The sequence below is a fragment of the Streptococcus infantis genome (assembly GCF_047465185.1).
In the GTDB taxonomy this organism is placed as follows: domain Bacteria; phylum Bacillota; class Bacilli; order Lactobacillales; family Streptococcaceae; genus Streptococcus; species Streptococcus infantis_O.
This window is the reverse complement of sequence record NZ_JASHAJ010000002.1, coordinates 306,059-325,329: the sequence shown is the minus strand read 5'-3', so window position 1 is coordinate 325,329 and position 19,271 is coordinate 306,059. Positions and strand designations below refer to the sequence as shown.

At 40.1% G+C, this 19,271-nt stretch carries 23 protein-coding genes; 14 read left to right on the top strand and 9 right to left on the bottom strand.

The genetic code is table 11. The features are described 5' to 3' along the window. Nucleotides 1–7: 7 nt before the first annotated feature. From serS to QM382_RS05050, 3 genes are all read right to left on the bottom strand, one after another. Nucleotides 8–1,282 carry a serine--tRNA ligase gene (serS, locus tag QM382_RS05060; RefSeq protein ID WP_414272660.1) on the bottom strand — a complete coding sequence of 425 codons (1,275 nt, stop codon included), beginning with the start codon at nt 1,280–1,282 and terminating at the stop codon, nt 8–10. A gap of 213 nt (nt 1,283–1,495) precedes the next feature. Beyond that, on the bottom strand, nt 1,496–1,867 hold the full coding sequence (locus QM382_RS05055) for a DUF956 family protein (protein ID WP_004251868.1): 372 nt from the start codon (nt 1,865–1,867) through the stop codon (nt 1,496–1,498). Nucleotides 1,868–1,869: 2 nt separating this feature from the next. Further along, nucleotides 1,870–3,234 carry an aspartate kinase gene (locus tag QM382_RS05050; RefSeq protein WP_414272659.1) on the bottom strand — a complete coding sequence of 455 codons (1,365 nt, stop codon included), beginning with the start codon at nt 3,232–3,234 and terminating at the stop codon, nt 1,870–1,872. A gap of 254 nt (nt 3,235–3,488) precedes the next feature. Between QM382_RS05050 and QM382_RS05045 the strand changes: the two genes are divergently transcribed. The 14 genes from QM382_RS05045 (at nt 3,489) to QM382_RS04980 (ending at nt 14,908) form a co-directional block, all read left to right on the top strand. Continuing rightward, nucleotides 3,489–4,274: an enoyl-CoA hydratase gene (locus QM382_RS05045; protein WP_006147933.1), complete on the top strand. Its 786-nt coding sequence runs from the start codon at nt 3,489–3,491 to the stop codon at nt 4,272–4,274. A gap of 91 nt (nt 4,275–4,365) precedes the next feature. Then, a complete protein-coding gene (locus tag QM382_RS05040) occupies nt 4,366–4,800 on the top strand; it encodes a MarR family winged helix-turn-helix transcriptional regulator (protein WP_070677052.1) in 435 nt (144 codons plus the stop codon). Further along, nucleotides 4,800–5,774, top strand: a complete 975-nt coding sequence (locus tag QM382_RS05035) for a beta-ketoacyl-ACP synthase III (RefSeq protein WP_414272658.1) — start codon at nt 4,800–4,802, stop codon at nt 5,772–5,774. Before QM382_RS05040 ends, QM382_RS05035 begins: the two co-directional genes overlap by 1 nt. A gap of 57 nt (nt 5,775–5,831) precedes the next feature. Continuing rightward, nucleotides 5,832–6,056 (top strand): acyl carrier protein, encoded by a 225-nt coding sequence (locus tag QM382_RS05030; RefSeq protein WP_000257840.1) that lies wholly within the window; start codon nt 5,832–5,834, stop codon nt 6,054–6,056. A 116-nt stretch (nt 6,057–6,172) separates the two neighbouring features. Continuing rightward, nucleotides 6,173–7,147 carry an enoyl-[acyl-carrier-protein] reductase FabK gene (fabK, locus tag QM382_RS05025; RefSeq protein ID WP_004251880.1) on the top strand — a complete coding sequence of 325 codons (975 nt, stop codon included), beginning with the start codon at nt 6,173–6,175 and terminating at the stop codon, nt 7,145–7,147. Continuing rightward, on the top strand, nt 7,140–8,069 hold the full coding sequence (gene fabD / locus QM382_RS05020) for an ACP S-malonyltransferase (RefSeq protein ID WP_414272657.1): 930 nt from the start codon (nt 7,140–7,142) through the stop codon (nt 8,067–8,069). Before fabK ends, fabD begins: the two co-directional genes overlap by 8 nt. Nucleotides 8,070–8,091: 22 nt before the next feature. Beyond that, nucleotides 8,092–8,826, top strand: a complete 735-nt coding sequence (gene fabG, locus QM382_RS05015; RefSeq protein WP_281137718.1) for a 3-oxoacyl-[acyl-carrier-protein] reductase — start codon at nt 8,092–8,094, stop codon at nt 8,824–8,826. 22 nt (nt 8,827–8,848) lie between these two features. Beyond that, a complete protein-coding gene (gene fabF, locus QM382_RS05010) occupies nt 8,849–10,084 on the top strand; it encodes a beta-ketoacyl-ACP synthase II (RefSeq protein WP_320693772.1) in 1,236 nt (411 codons plus the stop codon). A 2-nt stretch (nt 10,085–10,086) separates the two neighbouring features. Next, nucleotides 10,087–10,566: an acetyl-CoA carboxylase biotin carboxyl carrier protein gene (accB, locus tag QM382_RS05005; protein ID WP_414272656.1), complete on the top strand. Its 480-nt coding sequence runs from the start codon at nt 10,087–10,089 to the stop codon at nt 10,564–10,566. Then, nucleotides 10,563–10,985, top strand: a complete 423-nt coding sequence (gene fabZ / locus QM382_RS05000; protein WP_247921868.1) for a 3-hydroxyacyl-ACP dehydratase FabZ — start codon at nt 10,563–10,565, stop codon at nt 10,983–10,985. The genes accB and fabZ overlap by 4 nt, the downstream gene beginning before the upstream one ends. 11 nt (nt 10,986–10,996) lie before the next feature. Then, nucleotides 10,997–12,364, top strand: coding sequence for an acetyl-CoA carboxylase biotin carboxylase subunit (gene accC, locus QM382_RS04995; protein WP_414272655.1), 1,368 nt, complete (start codon nt 10,997–10,999; stop codon nt 12,362–12,364). 34 nt (nt 12,365–12,398) lie between these two features. Beyond that, nucleotides 12,399–13,265, top strand: a complete 867-nt coding sequence (gene accD, locus QM382_RS04990; RefSeq protein ID WP_049527076.1) for an acetyl-CoA carboxylase, carboxyltransferase subunit beta — start codon at nt 12,399–12,401, stop codon at nt 13,263–13,265. Then, the gene (locus QM382_RS04985) at nt 13,262–14,029 is read left to right on the top strand and encodes an acetyl-CoA carboxylase carboxyl transferase subunit alpha (RefSeq protein ID WP_004251895.1); all 768 of its coding nucleotides are present in this window, start codon (nt 13,262–13,264) and stop codon (nt 14,027–14,029) included. The genes accD and QM382_RS04985 overlap by 4 nt, the downstream gene beginning before the upstream one ends. Nucleotides 14,030–14,182: 153 nt before the next feature. Then, nucleotides 14,183–14,908 carry a lysostaphin resistance A-like protein gene (locus QM382_RS04980; protein ID WP_414272654.1) on the top strand — a complete coding sequence of 242 codons (726 nt, stop codon included), beginning with the start codon at nt 14,183–14,185 and terminating at the stop codon, nt 14,906–14,908. 53 nt (nt 14,909–14,961) lie between these two features. Here the strand turns inward: QM382_RS04980 and nusB are convergent, their stop codons facing one another. The 6 genes from nusB to QM382_RS04950 form a co-directional block, all read right to left on the bottom strand. Continuing rightward, nucleotides 14,962–15,384: a transcription antitermination factor NusB gene (gene nusB, locus QM382_RS04975; protein WP_004251901.1), complete on the bottom strand. Its 423-nt coding sequence runs from the start codon at nt 15,382–15,384 to the stop codon at nt 14,962–14,964. After that, nucleotides 15,377–15,766, bottom strand: a complete 390-nt coding sequence (locus QM382_RS04970) for an Asp23/Gls24 family envelope stress response protein (RefSeq protein ID WP_036756919.1) — start codon at nt 15,764–15,766, stop codon at nt 15,377–15,379. Before QM382_RS04970 ends, nusB begins: the two co-directional genes overlap by 8 nt. 21 nt (nt 15,767–15,787) lie before the next feature. Further along, nucleotides 15,788–16,348, bottom strand: a complete 561-nt coding sequence (gene efp, locus QM382_RS04965) for an elongation factor P (protein WP_006150235.1) — start codon at nt 16,346–16,348, stop codon at nt 15,788–15,790. Nucleotides 16,349–16,428: 80 nt separating this feature from the next. Continuing rightward, on the bottom strand, nt 16,429–17,811 hold the full coding sequence (locus QM382_RS04960) for an SPFH domain-containing protein (protein WP_414272653.1): 1,383 nt from the start codon (nt 17,809–17,811) through the stop codon (nt 16,429–16,431). A 9-nt stretch (nt 17,812–17,820) separates the two neighbouring features. Further along, nucleotides 17,821–18,807 (bottom strand): zinc-ribbon domain-containing transport protein, encoded by a 987-nt coding sequence (locus QM382_RS04955; RefSeq protein ID WP_414272652.1) that lies wholly within the window; start codon nt 18,805–18,807, stop codon nt 17,821–17,823. Nucleotides 18,808–18,857: 50 nt separating this feature from the next. Next, nucleotides 18,858–19,250: a hypothetical protein gene (locus tag QM382_RS04950; protein ID WP_303404170.1), complete on the bottom strand. Its 393-nt coding sequence runs from the start codon at nt 19,248–19,250 to the stop codon at nt 18,858–18,860. Nucleotides 19,251–19,271: the final 21 nt, after the last annotated feature.

The window sequence follows — 19,271 nt, the reverse complement described above, 5'->3', positions numbered from 1 at the left end:
GAAATTGTTATGGTTTGATGACTTCAGCTCCACCCATGTATGGACGAAGGATTTCAGGAATAGTGACAGAACCATCTTCATTTTGATAGTTTTCAAGAATTGCAGCGACGGTACGCCCAACAGCAAGTCCAGAACCATTCAAAGTGTGAAGAAGTTTGACTTTACCATCAGCTTCATCACGGTAGCGGATTTGGGCACGACGGGCTTGGAAATCTTCTGTATTTGAACAGCTTGAGATTTCACGATAAGTATTTTGCGCAGGAATCCACACTTCCAAGTCATAAGTTTTAGCAGCTGAGAAGCCCATATCTCCTGTAGAAAGAGCTACCACACGGTATGGCAAGTTGAGTTTTTGAAGGATGTTTTCAGCGTTGGCTGTCATCTTTTCTAGTTCTTCATATGACTCTTCAGGTTTGGCAAATTTCACCATTTCTACCTTGTGGAATTGGTGCAAACGAATCAAACCGCGAGTATCGCGACCAGCAGAACCAGCTTCAGAACGGAATGATGGACTCATAGCAGTAAAGTAGATTGGCAAGTCTTTTCCGTCAAGAATTTCATCACGGTAGTAGTTAGTTAGAGGAACTTCAGCTGTAGGAATGAGGACATAATTAGTGTCTTTCAATTCAAACGTATCTTCTTTGAATTTTGGATATTGTCCAGTACCAAACATAGAATCATGGTTAACCATGTAAGGGGTGATGACTTCAGTATAACCTTCCTTACCATGCTCATCTAGCATAAAGTTGTAGATGGCACGTTCCAAGCGAGCTCCGAGGCCTTTATAGAAGAGGAAACGAGCTCCAGTGACTTTTCCACCACGTTCCCAGTCAAGAATACCAAGGTCTTCTCCGAGATCCCAGTGGGCTTTTGGTTCAAAGTCAAACTCACGAGGAGTTCCCCAACGGCGAACTTCTACGTTATCATCTTCGTCTGCCCCAATAGGAACACTGTCAGCTGGGATGTTTGGAAGAGTAGTGGTAAATTCTGTCAATTTAGCATCAATTTCAGCTAATTCTGCATCGAGTGCTTTGACTTCGGCAGATAGGTTTTGCATGGCAGCAATCTTATCATCGGCATTTTCCTTGTTTCGCTTAGCTTGGGCAATCTCAGCAGAAACTGTGTTACGCTCTGCCTTGAGGGTTTCAACCTTAACCAAGATGTCACGACGTTTAGCATCGATTTCTTTCATCTCGTTCAAGATAGCAGCATCTACACCACGTGTAGCCAATTTTTCTGCGACAGCATCAAAGTCTGTACGAATACGTTTGATATCTAGCATATAAACTCCTTTATGAAAAAAGCACACCTGACAAAGCGTTGGAGTGGCAGAGCCACGGTTCCATCCAACTTCACAGGTGTGCACTTGATTCTGTATTTGATTTAAAACAACGGTAGAATTTCACCTATCTCTCCTATCTGCTCGCAGCACCCGCAGACTTTCTGGAAGAAGAGGATAACCTACTTATCCGTTTCTATGATTATACTAAACTTTCTATTTTTTTGCAAATAGATTTTTGATTTTACGACCGATGATTTGGAGTAAGGTTGGAAGCTTCACAACCTTTTCATTTCCGATTTTTTCCCGAGCAATTTTAAGAATTTTTCCGGAGTCTTTTGAGGCAAAGAGGAATTTTCCTTGGTCTGTAAAAACTTCAAAATGACGACTAACCTTACGGCCTGAAACATTGGCTCCGATTTGATTAACGCTAGACCATGGGATTTGAATATAATCCTCAATATTGCGATCCGAGTAAAACTCCAAGGCTTGGTCTCCTACCAGAAATTTTCCAACTTTTCCTTGTATAGATAGGTAAGAAGTTCCAGTAGTTTGTAAGTCAACGACTTTATTGAGAGATTGTGCCATGTTTAGTCTTCCTTACTTTCACCGAAAAATGCTTGGTAGAGAGCCTTAAGAGCCGCTTTTTCTTGGTCTTTGTGAACAACGAACATGATAGAAACTTCACTAGAACCTTGTGACATCATTTGAATGTTGATATTGTTTTCAGATAAGGCACGAGTGGCTGTAGCAGTTACACCGATATGGCGCTTCATTTTTTCGCCAACAATCATGATGATAGACAGGTCATGTTCGATTTCAGCGTGGTCGACTTCAGCTTTTTGAACAAGTTGACGGAGGATTTCTTCCTCTTTGATTGGTGTAAGCTCGCGCTCACGAAGGATGATAGATAGGTCATCGATACCAGTTGGCATATGTTCCCAACCAATATTCAGGTCTTCTAGAATTTGAAGTACTTTACGACCAAAACCAACTTCGCGGTTCATGAGGTACTTAGACATATTGATGCTGACAAAACCAGAATCACCAGCAATCCCCACTACTGGGAATTCATCACTGCTGTGTTTCAGAACGATGCGAGTACCTGGATGGTCAGGATTATTGGTATTTTTGATAACAAGAGGGATTTTTCCGCGGTAGGCTGGAAGGAGTGCTTCGTCATGTAGTACAGAGAAACCTGCATAGGCCAATTCTCGCATTTCACGGTAAGTCAATTCAGGGATTGAGTGTGGCTTGTGAATGATACCAGGGTGTGCAGCAAAAATTCCGTCAACATCAGTAAAGTTTTCATAAAGGTCAGCTTTAACTCCAGCTGCGATAATTGAACCAGTAATATCTGATCCACCACGAGAGAAGGTACAGATTTGATTCTCTTTGGTCACACCGAAGAATCCCGGAATAACCAGAACTTCCGTTCCATTATTGAGCTCTTCGATTTTATCATAACTTGAAGGAATGATACGAGCATTTCCAGGTTCGCTTGTTACAACAATACCAGCTTCTCGCGGATGAACATAGCGAGCTTCTAATCCATTTTGGTTAAAGTAAGCTGCAATGAGTTTAGCGTTGTTATTTTCCCCTGCAGCAAGGAAGGTATCGTAAAGAAATTCATTGTTTTCAATTGGAAGGGTAGCGAGAGTTCGGATGCTTTTAGAGATTCGTTCTAAAACAGCTGGTTTAAGCCCTAGTTCGCTAACCATTGTAGCGTAACGATCGATAATCCAATTTTGACTAGCACTGATATCATTTCCTGCTACATAATCACGATAATATTTAATCAAAGCATCTGTAACCTTGGTATCTTTAGCATCACGCTTTCCTGGTGCAGATACAACTACAAAACGACGTTCAGGGTCACTTTTTACAATGTTTAAAACCTTTTTCAATTGGCTTGCAGAGGCGAGTGAACTTCCTCCAAATTTTACAACCTTCATAAAAACTCCTAAAGTAAGTATTTTATACGATTATAGCAGAAAGAGGGGCTTTTTTCAATCTGCAATAGGAAAGGCTACATCTTATTAGAAATCTCGACATGATTAGCTTAACTTAGTTATTTTTAGTATAGAAAAGACTCTTTAAAAATCGGCTGATACACTTTTATACAATTTTTGCTTGTATAAATAAAAAGAAAAAGATATACTTTGAAGATAAAATAATTTAATCAGCTTTTTAAATTAAAGGAGTGGCTATGAATCATATTATCTTTCAAATTCAAGACGATTTAGCGGTGATTACTTTAAATCGTCCCGAGGTGGCAAATGGTTTCCATATTCCTATGTGTGAAGAAATTTTAGAAGCACTGGAATTAGCTGAAAAAGACGATTCTGTTTCATTTATTCTCATCAATGCTGCTGGTAAGGTGTTTTCTGTCGGTGGTGATTTAGTTGAAATGAAACGTGCTGTCGATGAGGATGATATTGCTTCCTTAACTCGAATTGCTGAATTGGTCAATACTATTTCTTATAAGATTAAACAGATTCCTAAGCCTGTTATCATGGAGGTGGATGGAGCAGTTGCTGGAGCTGCAGCCAATATGGCCTTGGCAGTTGATTTCTGTATCGCATCTGACAAGTCTAAATTTATCCAGGCTTTTGTAGGTGTAGGATTGGCTCCTGACGCGGGTGGCTTATTCTTGCTGACAAGATCGCTCGGTGCAACTAGAGCAACTCAATTAGCTATGACTGGAGAAGCTTTCACCGCTGAAAAGGCAATGGAGGCAGGAGCTCTATATCGTCTATGTACTAGTGAACAATTAGAAAAAACAAGAGAACAATTGTTGAAGAAGTTGAGACGTGGCTCTTCAAATTCATATGCTGCGATTAAGAAACTTGTTTGGGAAAGTGAATTCAAGCAGTGGCATGAATATGCTCAACTTGAATTGGAACTACAAAAATCACTATCCTATACGGAAGATTTTAAAGAAGGTGTTCGTGCACATTCTGAGAGAAGACGTCCAAAATTTGTCGGGAAATAAAAAATACTTGCACTATTCTTTGAAGTTTGATATACTTTTTTTGTCAAATGTTTTGATTATTAAACTTTTTTTGATAAAGGAGGGAAGAGAAATGGACTACCAACAAGTCAATGACTATTTAACATCAATTTTTAACAACGTCCTAGTGATCGAGGAAGTAAGTTTGCGAGGTAGTCGTTTCAAAGACATCTCTATCAAAGAAATGCACACGATTGATGTTATCGGTAAGTATCCAGAAGTGACTCCAAGTCAAGTGTCCAAAGAGTTGATGGTAACTCTAGGGACTGTGACAACGAGTTTAAACAATTTGGAACGAAAAGGATACATCGAACGTATCCGTTCAGATAAAGATCGTCGTGTAGTGCATCTGCATTTGACAAAGAAAGGTCGCCTCGTACATCGTCTCCATAAACGTTTCCATAAGGCCATGGTCGAAAGAATTATCGAGGGCATGAGTCCTGAAGAAATGAGTGTTATGGGTAAAGGGTTAACTAATCTTTATCACTTTTTGGAGGATTTGAAGTAATGGCTTTTGCAAAAATAAGCCAGGTCGCTCATTATGCTCCAGAGCAGATTATCACTAACGAAGACTTAGCTCAGGTCATGGATACGAGTGATGAATGGATTTCAAGTCGGACAGGGATTAAAGAACGCCATATTTCCAAGACAGAATCAACAGGAGATTTGGCTACAGAGGTTGCAAAACAACTTCTAGAGAAGGCAGGGATTTCTGCTGAAGAGCTAGATTTCATCATTATAGCGACTATGACACCTAACTCGATGATGCCCTCAACGGCAGCTCGTGTTCAGGCAAGGATTGGCGCTCATAAGGCTTTTGCCTATGATTTAACAGCTGCTTGTAGTGGATTTGTTTTCGCCCTATCGACTGCAGAAAAGTTCATTTCTTCAGGAACATATCGTAAGGGTCTGGTTATCGGTAGTGAGACCATGTCAAAATCTTTGGATTGGTCTGACCGCTCAACAGCTGTCTTGTTTGGAGATGGAGCTGGTGGTGTACTACTTGAGGCAAGTGACCAAAAACATTTCTTAGCTGAAAGTCTCAATAGCGATGGTTCTCGTGGTGAGTGTCTCACTTATGGACAGACAGGATTGATTTCACCATTTTCGATTCAAGAAGAACCAGATGTTTTCTTGAAAATGGATGGGAGAGCAGTTTTTGACTTTGCAATTCGAGACGTGGCTAAATCTATTAAACAGACCATCGAAAAAAGTCCAATATCAGTAGATGAACTCGATTATCTCTTGCTTCATCAAGCTAATATTCGAATTTTAGATAAGATGGCTAGAAAAATCGGTGTCGATCGTGACAAGCTTCCTGCTAATATGATGAAGTATGGAAATACTAGTGCGGCAAGTATCCCGATTTTACTTTCTGAGTGTGTAGAAGAAGGGCTCATCCATTTGGATGGTAGCCAAAAAATTCTCTTGTCAGGTTTCGGTGGAGGTTTGACATGGGGCACACTTATTGTTACAATTTAGGTAATCATGTGGTGATCACATTGTTATAAAAAACTATTTATTTTAAAGGAGTCTATCATGGCAGTATTTGAAAAAGTACAAGAAATTATCGTTGAAGAACTTGGAAAAGATGCATCAGAAGTAACACTTGAATCTACTTTTGATGATTTGGACGCAGATTCATTGGACTTGTTCCAAGTAATCTCAGAAATCGAAGACGCTTTTGATATCCAAATCGAAGCTGAAGACAACTTGAAAACAGTTGGCGACTTGGTTGCTTACGTTGAAGAGCAAACTAAATAATTAGAATAAATAAAGAAGGAGTAGGGGAGACCCGCTCCCTCTTGTTTAGGTAATAGTTTGACAGTCAAATTATAATAAAGTCGAACTATTACGTAAGCAAGACTTATGGAGGCAATATGAAAACACGTATCACTGAACTATTAAATATTAAATATCCTATCTTCCAAGGTGGAATGGCCTGGGTAGCAGATGGCGATTTGGCTGGAGCTGTTTCAAAAGCTGGTGGTCTCGGTATCATTGGTGGAGGAAACGCACCTAAAGAAGTTGTTAAAGCCAACATCGATAAGATTAAATCTTTAACAGACAAGCCTTTTGGTGTCAATATCATGCTCTTGTCTCCATTTGTTGATGATATTGTTGACCTTGTGATTGAAGAAGGAGTTAAGGTAGTCACAACTGGTGCAGGAAACCCAAGTAAATATATGGAGCGATTTCATGAAGCAGGAATCACCGTTATTCCTGTAGTTCCTAGCGTAGCTTTGGCTAAACGTATGGAAAAAATCGGTGCAGATGCTGTTATTTGTGAAGGTATGGAAGCCGGTGGACACATTGGTAAATTAACAACCATGACCTTGGTTCGTCAAGTTGCGGCGGCTGTTTCAATTCCTGTTATCGCTGCAGGTGGTATTGCAGACGGTGAGGGAGCTGCTGCTGGATTTATGCTTGGTGCGGAAGCTGTGCAAGTAGGAACTCGTTTTGTAGTTGCTAAAGAATCAAATGCTCATCCAAACTACAAAGCTAAGATTTTAAAGGCTCGTGATATTGATACAACTATTTCAGCACAACATTTTGGTCACGCAGTTCGTGCCATCAAAAATCAATTGACTCGTGATTTCGAGCAAGCTGAAAAAGATGCCTTTAAACAAGAAAATCCAGACTTAGAAATCTTTGAACAAATGGGTGCAGGAGCTTTGGCCAAGGCTGTTGTCCATGGTGATGTAGATGGCGGTTCAGTAATGGCCGGCCAGATTGCAGGTTTGGTATCTAAAGAAGAAACAGTTGAAGAAATCTTAAAAGATATCTACTATGGTGCAGCTGAGAAAATTCAAAAAGAAGCCGCTCGTTGGGCAGGAGTTACAAGAAATGACTAAAACAGCCTTTCTATTTGCAGGTCAAGGAGCCCAGTACCTTGGAATGGGACGTGAACTATACGACCAATATGCTATCGTCAAAGAAACAATCGACCAAGCTAGCCAAGTCTTAGGTTATGATCTTCGTGACTTGATTGATAACGATGAAACGAAGCTAAATCAGACTCGTTACACACAACCAGCTATTTTGGCTACATCCGTTGCCATTTACCGATTACTAAAGGAGAAAGGTTACCAACCAGATATAGTGGCAGGCCTGTCTCTTGGTGAATATTCTGCCCTTGTAGCTAGTGGCGCCTTGGATTTTAAAGATGCGGTGGCTCTAGTTGCTAAACGTGGTGCTTATATGGAAGAAGCGGCACCTGCTGGGTCTGGTAAAATGGTAGCCGTACTCAATACTCCAGTTGAAGTTATTGAACAAACTTGTCAAGAAGCTTCTCAACTTGGCGTTGTAACTCCAGCTAACTATAATACCCCAAGCCAAATTGTTATTGGTGGTGAGGTGGTTGCTGTGGATCGTGCAGTTGAACTCTTGCAAGAAGCAGGAGCAAAACGCTTAATTCCGCTAAATGTTTCTGGACCTTTCCATACAGCTTTATTGGAACCTGCTAGTCAAAAATTAGCTCAAGTCCTAGAAGATGTTGAGTTTAATGACTTTGCTTGTCCACTTGTTGGTAATACAGAAGCAAAGGTCATGGAAAAAGAACGAATTGCAGAACTCTTGACTCGTCAAGTTAAGGAACCTGTTCGTTTTTATGAGAGCATTGCAGTCATGCAAGAAGCGGGAGTCACTCGTTTTATCGAGATTGGCCCTGGAAAAGTCTTGTCAGGATTCGTCAAAAAGATTGATAAAACGGCTCAACTTGCAAATGTTGAAGATCAAGCAAGTTTACAAGCACTCTTAGAAAATAGACCAAAATAGTAGAAGTTCTGAAAGGAGAAAAATGAAACTAGAACAGAAAAATGTCTTTATTACAGGCTCAAGTCGAGGAATTGGTCTTGCCATTGCTCACAAATTTGCTAGCTTGGGAGCTAACGTTGTCTTGAATAGTCGTGGTGAAATCTCCGAGGAGCTTCTAAACGAGTTTAAACCATACGGGGTCAAGGTCCTTGCTATTTCTGGTGATGTTTCAGACTTCACAGATGCTAAACGCATGGTGGATCAAGCGATTGAAGAATTAGGCTCAGTTGATGTCCTAGTGAATAATGCTGGGATTACTCAAGACACCCTCATGCTGAAGATGACAGAAGAAGATTTTGAGAAGGTCTTGAAGGTCAACCTAACGGGAGCCTTCAACATGACGCAAGCAGTCTTGAAGCAGATGATAAAAGCACGTGAAGGGGCCATTATCAATATGTCTAGTGTCGTTGGTTTGATGGGAAATATCGGTCAAGCAAACTACGCTGCATCTAAGGCTGGTTTGATTGGATTTACCAAATCAGTAGCACGTGAGGTGGCCAATCGTAATGTGCGTGTCAATGCCATTGCACCAGGAATGATCGAATCTGATATGACTGCGGTCCTATCTGATAAGGTAAAAGATGCCATGTTGGCACAAATTCCGATGAAACAATTTGGCCAAGCTGAGCAGGTCGCAGAGGTGACAGCCTTTCTTGCAAGCCAAGATTATCTAACGGGACAAGTCATTGCAATTGATGGTGGACTTACCATGCAATAAGAGTTAAAATAGAGGTATGAAAATGAAACTAAATCGTGTAGTAGTAACAGGTTATGGATTAACATCTCCAATTGGGAATACGCCAGAAGAATTTTGGAACAGTTTAAAGAATGGAAAGATTGGGATTGGTGAAATCACCAAGTTTGATCACAGTGCTTTTGACGTCCATAATGCAGCTGAGATTAATGATTTTCCTTTTGACAAATATTTTGTAAAAAAAGATACCAATCGTTTCGATGACTATTCTTTGTATGCCTTGTATGCTGCTCAAGAAGCAGTTGACCATGCTAACCTTGATGTAGAAGCGCTTGATAAAGACCGCTTTGGTGTCATCGTTGCATCAGGTATCGGTGGAATCAGAGAAATCGAAGACCAAGTGCTTCGACTTCACGAAAAAGGGCCTAAACGTGTTAAACCATTAACACTTCCAAAAGCTTTGCCAAATATGGCTGCAGGAAATGTTGCTATGCGTTTCGGTGCCAATGGTATCTGTAAATCTATCAACACAGCTTGTGCTTCATCAAATGATGCTATCGGAGATGCCTTCCGTTCTATCAAATTTGGTTTCCAAGATATCATGTTGGTTGGTGGTTCAGAATCATCTATTACACCATTTGCGATTGCCGGTTTCCAAGCCTTAACAGCTCTTTCAACAACAGAAGATCCAACTCGTGCTTCTATTCCATTTGACAAAGATCGTAATGGATTTGTTATGGGCGAAGGTTCAGGGATGTTGGTTCTTGAGAGCTTAGAACATGCTGAAAAACGCGGAGCAACTATCCTAGCTGAAGTTGTCGGTTACGGGAATACTTGTGATGCCTACCATATGACTTCACCACATCCAGAAGGCCAAGGTGCTATTAAAGCTATCAAACTTGCCTTGGAGGAAGCTGAAATTACACCAGACCAAGTAGCTTATGTCAATGCTCACGGTACATCAACTCCTGCCAATGAAAAGGGAGAAAGTGGTGCTATCGTAGCGGTTCTTGGTAAGGAAGTACCTGTATCTTCAACCAAGTCATTTACAGGCCACTTACTCGGTGCAGCAGGTGCAGTTGAGGCTATTGCAACAATTGAAGCAATCCGTAACAACTATGTACCGATGACAGCTGGAACAACAGAATTGTCAGACTACATTGAAGCAAACGTTATTTATGGACAAGGCTTGGAACATGAAATTCCTTATGCTATCTCAAATACTTTTGGATTTGGTGGGCATAATGCAGTTCTTGCTTTCAAACGTTGGGAGAATAAGTAAAAATGAATTTAAATGAAATCAAAGACTTGATGGCACAATTTGACCAGTCGAGCTTGAAAGAATTTTCTTATAAAAATGGAACGGACGAGTTGATCTTCAGTAAGAATGAAGCGAAACTTGTGGCAGAAACAAGTCCAGCACCTCAACCTGTAGTTCCAGCAACTGTACCTACAGTTGCACCACAAGCTCCAACTACACCAGCTGTAGAAGCAGTTTCAGAATCAAGTGCTAGTGAATTTGTAGCTGAGGGGGACCTTGTAGAAAGTCCACTTGTCGGAGTTGCTTACTTGGCTGCCGGACCAGACAAACCTAATTTTGTTTCAGTTGGTGATACTGTTAAAAAAGGCCAAACCTTGGTCATCATTGAAGCTATGAAGGTTATGAACGAAATTCCAGCACCTAAAGACGGTGTTGTAACAGAAGTTCTTGTTGAAAATGAAGAAATGGTTGAGTTTGGGAAAGGCTTGGTACGTATCAAATGATTGATATTCAAGGAATTAAAGAAGCTTTGCCACACCGTTATCCCATGCTCTTAGTAGATCGTGTCATAGAAGTTAGTGAAGACACCATTGTTGCTATTAAAAATGTAACGATTAACGAACCTTTCTTCAATGGTCATTTTCCACAATACCCAGTTATGCCTGGAGTACTCATTATGGAAGCCTTGGCTCAGACAGCAGGTGTTTTGGAATTGTCTAAACCTGAAAACAAAGGGAAACTCGTCTTCTATGCTGGCATGGATAAGGTTAAGTTTAAGAAACAAGTTGTTCCTGGTGATCAGCTTGTCTTGACAGCAACTTTTGTCAAACGTCGTGGCACAATCGCCGTAGTAGAAGCGAAGGCAGAAGTAGATGGTAAGCTTGCAGCAAGCGGTACTCTGACCTTTGCTATTGGAAACTAGGGAGGTTTTCCATGTTTCGTAAGATTTTAATTGCCAATCGTGGTGAAATTGCTGTTCGTATTATTCGTGCGGCACGAGAGTTAGGAATTGCTACAGTTGCTGTCTATTCGACTGCTGACAAGGAAGCTCTCCACACGCTTTTGGCTGATGAGGCTATCTGTATCGGCCCTGGGAAGGCTACAGAATCTTATCTGAACATCAATGCCATCCTATCAGCTGCAGTCTTGACTGAAGCTGAAGCTATTCACCCTGGATTTGGTTTTTTAAGTGAAAATTCCAAATTTGCAACTATGTGTGAAGAAGTCGGTATCAAATTTATCGGGCCATCAGCTCGAGTAATGGATGTCATGGGAGATAAAATTAATGCCCGTGCTCAAATGATTAAGGCTAATGTGCCTGTCATTCCAGGATCAGATGGAGAAGTCCATACTGCAGAAGAGGCTCTGGCTATTGCCGAAAAAATTGGTTATCCAGTTATGCTGAAAGCTTCAGCTGGAGGTGGTGGTAAAGGAATTCGTAAGGTTGAAAAGGCAGAAGACCTTGTATCAGCCTTTGAAACAGCCTCTAGTGAAGCCAAAGCAAACTTTGGAAATGGGGCTATGTACCTCGAGCGTGTGATTTATCCTGCTCGCCACATTGAGGTACAGATTCTTTCTGACCAGATGGGACATGTGATTCACCTAGGTGAGCGTGACTGTTCGCTTCAGCGGAATAACCAAAAGGTTTTAGAAGAAAGTCCTTCGATTGCTATTGGGAAAACACTGCGAAATGAAATTGGTGCTGCAGCAGTCCGTGCAGCTGAATCTGTTGGTTATGAAAATGCTGGGACCATCGAATTTCTACTAGATGAAGCAAGTGGGAAATTCTACTTTATGGAGATGAATACTCGTGTCCAAGTAGAACATCCAGTAACCGAATTTGTTTCTGGTGTGGATATTGTCAAGGAACAAATCCGTATTGCGTCAGGTCAACCTTTGACTCTGAAGCAAGAAGACATTGTTCTAAAAGGACATGCTATTGAGTGCCGTATCAACGCAGAAAACCCAGCCTTTAATTTTGCACCGAGTCCAGGTAAGATCACTAATCTTTATCTACCAAGCGGTGGTGTGGGCTTGCGAGTGGACTCAGCAGTTTATCCTGGTTATACCATTCCGCCATACTATGATAGTATGATTGCTAAAATTATTGTTCATGGTGAAAATCGTTTTGATGCACTCATGAAAATGCAACGAGCTCTTTATGAGCTCGAAATTGAAGGGGTTGTCACTAATGCTGATTTCCAACTCGATTTGATTTCAGATCGTCGCGTGATAGCAGGAGACTACGATACTTCATTCTTGATGGAAACTTTCTTACCACACTATCAAGAAAAAGAATAATGTAAAAATAGTATAAGACTGAAAAGGGGGATGTATGGCTCTATTTAGTAAAAAAGATAAATATATTCGAATCAATCCCAATCGTTCGACTGTAAATCAACCTCAGATCAAGCCAGAGGTTCCAGATGAGCTCTTCTCCCAATGTCCAGGTTGCAAATATACGATTTACCAAAAGGACTTGGGGAGTGAACGTATTTGTCCTCACTGTGGCTATACCTTCCGTATTTCAGCTCAAGAGCGCCTTGCTTTAACCATTGATATGGGAAGCTTCCTAGAGATGTTCACAGGAATTGAGACGCAAGATCCATTGGAATTTCCAGGTTACCAGAAAAAATTAGCCTCTATGCGTGAAAAAACAGGTCTTGATGAGGCTGTTGTCACAGGAACTGCTTTGATTAAGGGTGAGAAAGTTGCTCTCGGAATCATGGATTCTAATTTTATCATGGCATCTATGGGAACAGTAGTTGGTGAAAAAATCACTCGTTTGTTTGAATACGCGACAGCTGAAAAATTACCAGTCGTCTTGTTTACAGCATCTGGTGGAGCACGTATGCAAGAAGGAATCATGAGTTTGATGCAGATGGCTAAAATCTCTGCAGCAGTCAAACGTCATTCCAATGCAGGTTTATTTTACCTAACAATCCTTACTGATCCAACAACTGGTGGTGTTACAGCTTCCTTTGCTATGGAGGGTGATATCATCTTGGCAGAGCCTCAAAGTTTAGTAGGATTTGCTGGACGCCGTGTCATTGAAAATACCGTAAGGGAAGATTTGCCAGAGGATTTCCAGAAGGCAGAGTTTTTGTTAGAACATGGCTTTGTGGATGCGATTGTTAAACGGAGAGAATTGCCAGATATGATTGCTCGATTAGTAAGGTTACATAAGGGGGATTGTTTATGAATATTGCAAAAATCGTCAGAGAAGCACGTGAACAAACCCGCTTAACTGCCTTGGACTTCGCAACCGGAATATTTGATGACTTTGTAGAGCTCCATGGTGATCGCTCTTTCCGAGATGATGGTGCTGTTATTGGTGGTATCGGTTGGTTGGGAGACCAAGCAGTAACTGTTGTTGGAATTCAAAAAGGCAAAAGCTTACAGGATAATCTTAACCGTAACTTTGGACAACCTCATCCTGAAGGTTATCGAAAAGCCCTTCGCTTGATGAAGCAGGCTGAAAAATTTGGTCGTCCTGTTGTAACTTTTATCAACACGGCTGGTGCCTATCCTGGTGTCGGAGCAGAAGAGCGTGGCCAAGGTGAAGCTATTGCCCGTAACCTCATGGAGATGAGCGATCTTAAGGTGCCAATTATTGCCATTATTATCGGTGAAGGTGGCTCAGGAGGGGCTTTAGCTCTTGCAGTAGCTGACCGTGTTTGGATGTTAGAAAACTCGATCTATGCAGTTCTCAGTCCTGAAGGCTTTGCGTCTATTCTTTGGAAGGATGGCAGTCGTGCCATGGAAGCTGCAGAGTTGATGAAAATTACTTCTTTCGAATTGCTAGATATGAAAATTGTTGATAAGGTTATCTCTGAGGTAGGTCTATCAAGTAAAGATCTAATCAAGCAAGTCAAAGAACAACTCCGAGCAGAACTTGATGAACTTGGTAAACTGCCACTAGAGCAGCTCATTGAGGAGCGTTACCAACGCTTTAGAAAATACTAAAAAGTAAGCTAGGACTAAGAAATGGTTCTAGCTTTTTGGATTCTATAAAATACATTTCAGAATGAAAAATTGACTCTTGTAAAAATATCTGTTAATATAACAAGGGATACGTGTGCTATAAAAATAAGTCAACAAAGCTTTTTGGGAGTGAGTATGAAAAAAATAGGTCATTTGGGAATCTATACATTACTGGTATTCCTATCAATTTATCTACTAGATTTCAGTAGTCTTTATCTGGCTAAGATGTTTGTCTGGGGTATGGATGGCTATTCTATTATTGTAGCAGTAGAGCAACTAGCTCTTTTAGGACTATTTATCTATTGGCTAAAAAAGAAAAGAATGCTCTATATTTTTGAAAAAAAGGGCTCGAAGAAATCCAGATTCTTTTACCTTTTAGTTAGTTTAGTGGCTGCTTATTTTGTCCGTCAGTTGTTAAGTGCTTTTTACTTACAGTTTAGTCGCTTCATTAATAACAACTATATCTTTGAAGACCTTCTTTCGGTCCTATCCTTCAGTGAGCAATCTACTATTTTAACGACTTGCTTCTCTTTTATCTCAGTTGTCATTTTGGGGCCTCTATTAGAGGAGATAGTTCATAGGGGATATTTTATGAATACCTTTTTCCCTAAGTCCAAATACTACTTGGATGTCATCTTATCAGCTCTTATCTTTGGGCTCAGTCATTTGGTATTGTCCCATCGCGACCCCATCAGTTTGATGATTTATTGTTTTTTCGGTCTTTTCTTTGCTTTAGTCTACCGTTGGACAAAGAATTTAAAAATCACCATCCTGTGCCATAGTTTTATTAACTTTCTCATTCATGCAGATTTCATCTGGTTGTTGCTTTCTAATTTAATCTATAATCGTTTTTTTAGATAGCATTTGAGGAGACAAATAAAAAGTGTTTGATATCTATCAAACACTTTTTATATTTAATTTTCTTCAGTTACAAATTGACTGAGCAGTCCGTTAATGAAACGGGCTGATTTTTGATCTGAAAAGCTTTTTGCAAGCTCAATAGCTTCATTCACAGCTACAAGTTGAGGAGTATCAAAGGAAGTGATTTCGAAAACTCCTAAACGCAATAAATTCTTTTCAACTAAGGTTAAACGTTCAATCGTCCAACCAGACTTTAAATGCTGAGTGATTTGTTTGTCTAGTTCCTCTTTTTGAGCTTGAACACCAGATACAAGATCGATTAGGAAGCTAGGGAGTTTTACCTCGTCGTCTTCTCGATCATGAGTATAAGCGAAGCGACAAGCAGTTTCAATATCAGAACCATATTCAAGACTCATCAGTGCTTGGAAGGCACATTTTCGTAGTTCACGTCTAGATTCTAATAATGGACTAGTCATTGAGGAAGTCCTCATCAAACAAATCTGTTAATGCTGGTTTTGGTGTTTTATCTGGTGCAATACCAGCAACGTGAATATTCACAGCATTGAGTTCAACATCAGCCATATTACGAACGGCATCTTTTACAGCTTTTTGAATAGCCATTGCAACCTTAGGAACCTTGACACCATACTCAAGATAGAGATAGATATCAGCTATTAGTTCTTCTTCAGATTCTTTTAGATAGACGCCACGACCGAGTGAAAGTTTTGAAAGGGTGTCAGATACTGATTTGTTTGAAAAAGAGTGGACACCATCAACTTTAGCTGTAGCGATTGCAATGATTTTTTCAAGTACACGTGGGGCGATAACGATTTCGCCTAATTGTTCTTCAATTCCCATAGAATGACCTCTTTCTAGAGATTAGGCACGAGAAACGTAAGTTCCTTCTGCAGTGTTGATAACGAGTTTTTGTCCTGCTTCGATGAAGTCTGGAACGTTCACGACAAGTCCAGTTTCCATTGTAGCTGGTTTACCAGAACCGGTAACAGTTGCACCTTTAATAGATGGTTGAGTTTCAGCAACTGTCAATTCAACAGTTGTAGGTACTGTTACACCGATTACTTCAGTTCCGTAAAATTGAATTTTAACTTCAGAATTTTCAAGGATATAAAGCAATTCATTTTCAACATTTACAACAGGAATTTCGTATTGGTCATATGTTTCAGTGTTCATGAAATAAGCTGTTTCATCCATTTTGTACAAGTATTGTGCTGGCACAGTTTCGATAATCGCTTGCTCAAATTTTTCCTCTGGACGGTAGCTTGTTTCAAATGTTGAACCAGTACGGACATCACGCAATTTCATACGCATGATCGTGTTTCCTTTACCTGGTTTGTGGTGGCTAGCTTCCAAAACGCGGATCAATTTTCCGTCAGCTGTTTCAAAGGTCATACCAGCTTTTAATTTACTTGCTTCAATCATGTTTTTACCTCTTTAATAAAATAATTTACTCTTTATTGTATCATAAGTCGTGAGATTTCTCAAATATCAGGGAAGTGAGATTAGTTGACAGGAACGATGTTTCCATCTTCGTCCTTAGTAACTAATACGTACTTGCCATCGACTTCAATGTAAAAGTTTTTGTTAGTGGTTTTTTCAGAGTTGGTAGCTTGTTCAGGATTGGTAGATTCTGCTACAGGAGTTGTCACTTCTTGACTAGTAGTTTCTTCCGTAGGAGTTGTCACTTCGGGATTGGTAGATTCTACTGAGTTAGCAGTCTGTTCAGGACTAACAGTTTGGGCTGGGCTAGCAACTTGTTCAGAATTTATAGTTTGTCTTGGAGTCAAAGGTTGGTTTGGATCAGCAGGTTGTGCTGGGGTATAGCTTTGATTTGGATTCATAGGTTGAGCTTGTTGGTTGATTTGGCCACCGAGTGTTTGTCCTAGATTCATCCCCATAATCATATTCATACCATTGCCGTTACCTTCATTATTAGCTGCAGCAATAAGAGCTTCGTTACGAGCACGACGTTCTTCAATTTCGATGGTATTGTATTTCATAGCAACGAGTTCGCTATCAAGTTTACGAACAAGTTCCAAGCTTTCTTTGTCGTAGCTCAAGTCTTCAAGAAGGATATTGGTTGCTTCAATTCCATAAAGGCTAGTCCATACCTTATTGACTTCTTGTTTAGCGATTTCATTAAAAGCATCTTGATTAGCATTTAGGCTATAGATATCAACTCGATACTCATTGGTGAATTTTGAAATCGCAATCGCAATTTTAGGAGAGATATTTTGACGCAAAGTACCTTGAGCGATATCTTGAATAGTAAAAGGTTTATGTTCGTCAATTTGTTGACTGATAGAGCTAACGTAGAAAAGAACTGGATCAGAAATTTTAATATCATACAAACCGTAGAAACGGATGTTGAGCAATTGTTGGTAACGTTCACTGAAGTATTCCACAGCGTTTTGCGTACCAAATTTGTTACCCGTAATCGGTTGGACACGGACAAAGATGATTTCTTGTTGAGTAACGACTTGACCAGCAAATGAAAAGCGGTGCTTGAAGTTTTCCCAAGTTCCTCTTATTCCACCTTTTTCTAGAAGCCAAGCGTTGTCTCCAGAACGCCATTCATGGCTACCAGCTTCTAAAACATCACCAAGGAAAGTCCCGTTATTTACAAGGATAGCAACGTAACCTTGTGGCACAATTACCACAGAACCATCTGTTAAAAGTCCTGTATGTTGATTCCCTTGTCTGGAAATTCCGTCAGGGTCTTTTGTAAGAAGAGTTCCTTTAACAGCTAACGCATCTGATGATATGTGTTCTGGAAGCACAACGGCTTCCTTATATTTACTATCATTAATACTATTGATCCCTGCAGATTTGGCAACATCAATAACTCCCATAATTTGCTCTTTGGCAACACGAATAAATCCCATAATTTCCTCCTAATTATATAGTTCGTCTTCATCCACAACATCATAGGTGTCAAGAACCCATTGGTTTGGACTACGGGTGATATCAGATCCGCAATAGTCACATTTGCTGATAGCTGATATTTTCAGTGGAGCGCCACAGTTTGGACAGCGGTCGCTAACGGCTTCATCTTGGACAGAGCTTTCAGTTTGACTACCATGTTTGCGGATGAAGTTCATTTGATAAACTGTAAATAGATCTTTTTGAGGGTCTCCCTCAATAACCTTACGAGTCTTGTCTTCGATGACATAGTCTCTCAAAGTAGATGAAAGGATAACAACTAGAGTATCATTTCCATCTGGATTTTCGTGGAAATCTTTGATTCGAACATTCTCGACATAAACTCGTTCCAAAATATTCGTTGTTTGAGATTGGATATAGTCTTCCAGTTGGGCACTATGTTGAGAGTAGAGGCTGGCACTTTCAAGAGAACGCACCAAATTCCAATCCTTTTTAGTCCAGGCCGCCTGTAATTGGATATAGACTTCTTTAACCCATGAAGTGAAAGTGTCTGCATCAAAGTTTGGATCACCATGGCGAACACGATCGATAGCCAAGGTGTTATTTATCACTCGACGGTGAAGTGTTGGTTCAGCATTGTAGCTAGGCGAGCTTCCGTAAGATTTACCAGATGATGAATTCTGGTCACTCAAATATTTGATGAGCATGAAGAGTAAGAAAGCTCCGACACCAAACATGATCAGAATGCTCATTCCTGTCCCTAGAGAACCATCTAAACTTGAGTAGCTACCGCCAGAACGATAGCTGCTTCTAGAAGAAGAACTACCATTTGAACGACTTCGGCTAGAACTACTACTTCGAGAACTGCTACTGCTTCGTGAGCTACTGTGACTAGAGCTACCACTTCGAGAATGTCCAACACCTGCATCGATTGATTGCAGGGGTGTCACAAAGAGAAGAAGCAAGAAAGTAGCGATAAGAGTATATAACTTTTTCATATGTCTCCTAACTATGTGAGTAGAAAAATAGTTTTTGCTAAATTTTATGTCTATAAAGAGTTTTGGAGTTTTATAGTTTTATTTTCAATAAACCACCCTATAATCCAACCAAATACGAGTATATAATTCTCGATAGCACCAATCGCATTAACAGGAGAATGATATTCAATAAAATTTAACAAATGATTTGTTCCTATTCCTATACCACCAATAATGAGGGCAAGAAGGGCAATTCTTAGGTAAAACCAATCGTACTTAATATTAACGGCAAGAATAATAATTAAGACAGCTAGATTCCAAATTCCAATTTCTCTTTGCCATCCTGCAGAAATACCGTAACCAGAATGCTCTCCCATATATGATGGGAAAAAGATTTGTAGAATAGAAGCACCCAACATGGCGACAATAACTAAAATAAATAGTACTCGTAAAAATTTGTTCATTTATTCTCCTTATTCTATTTT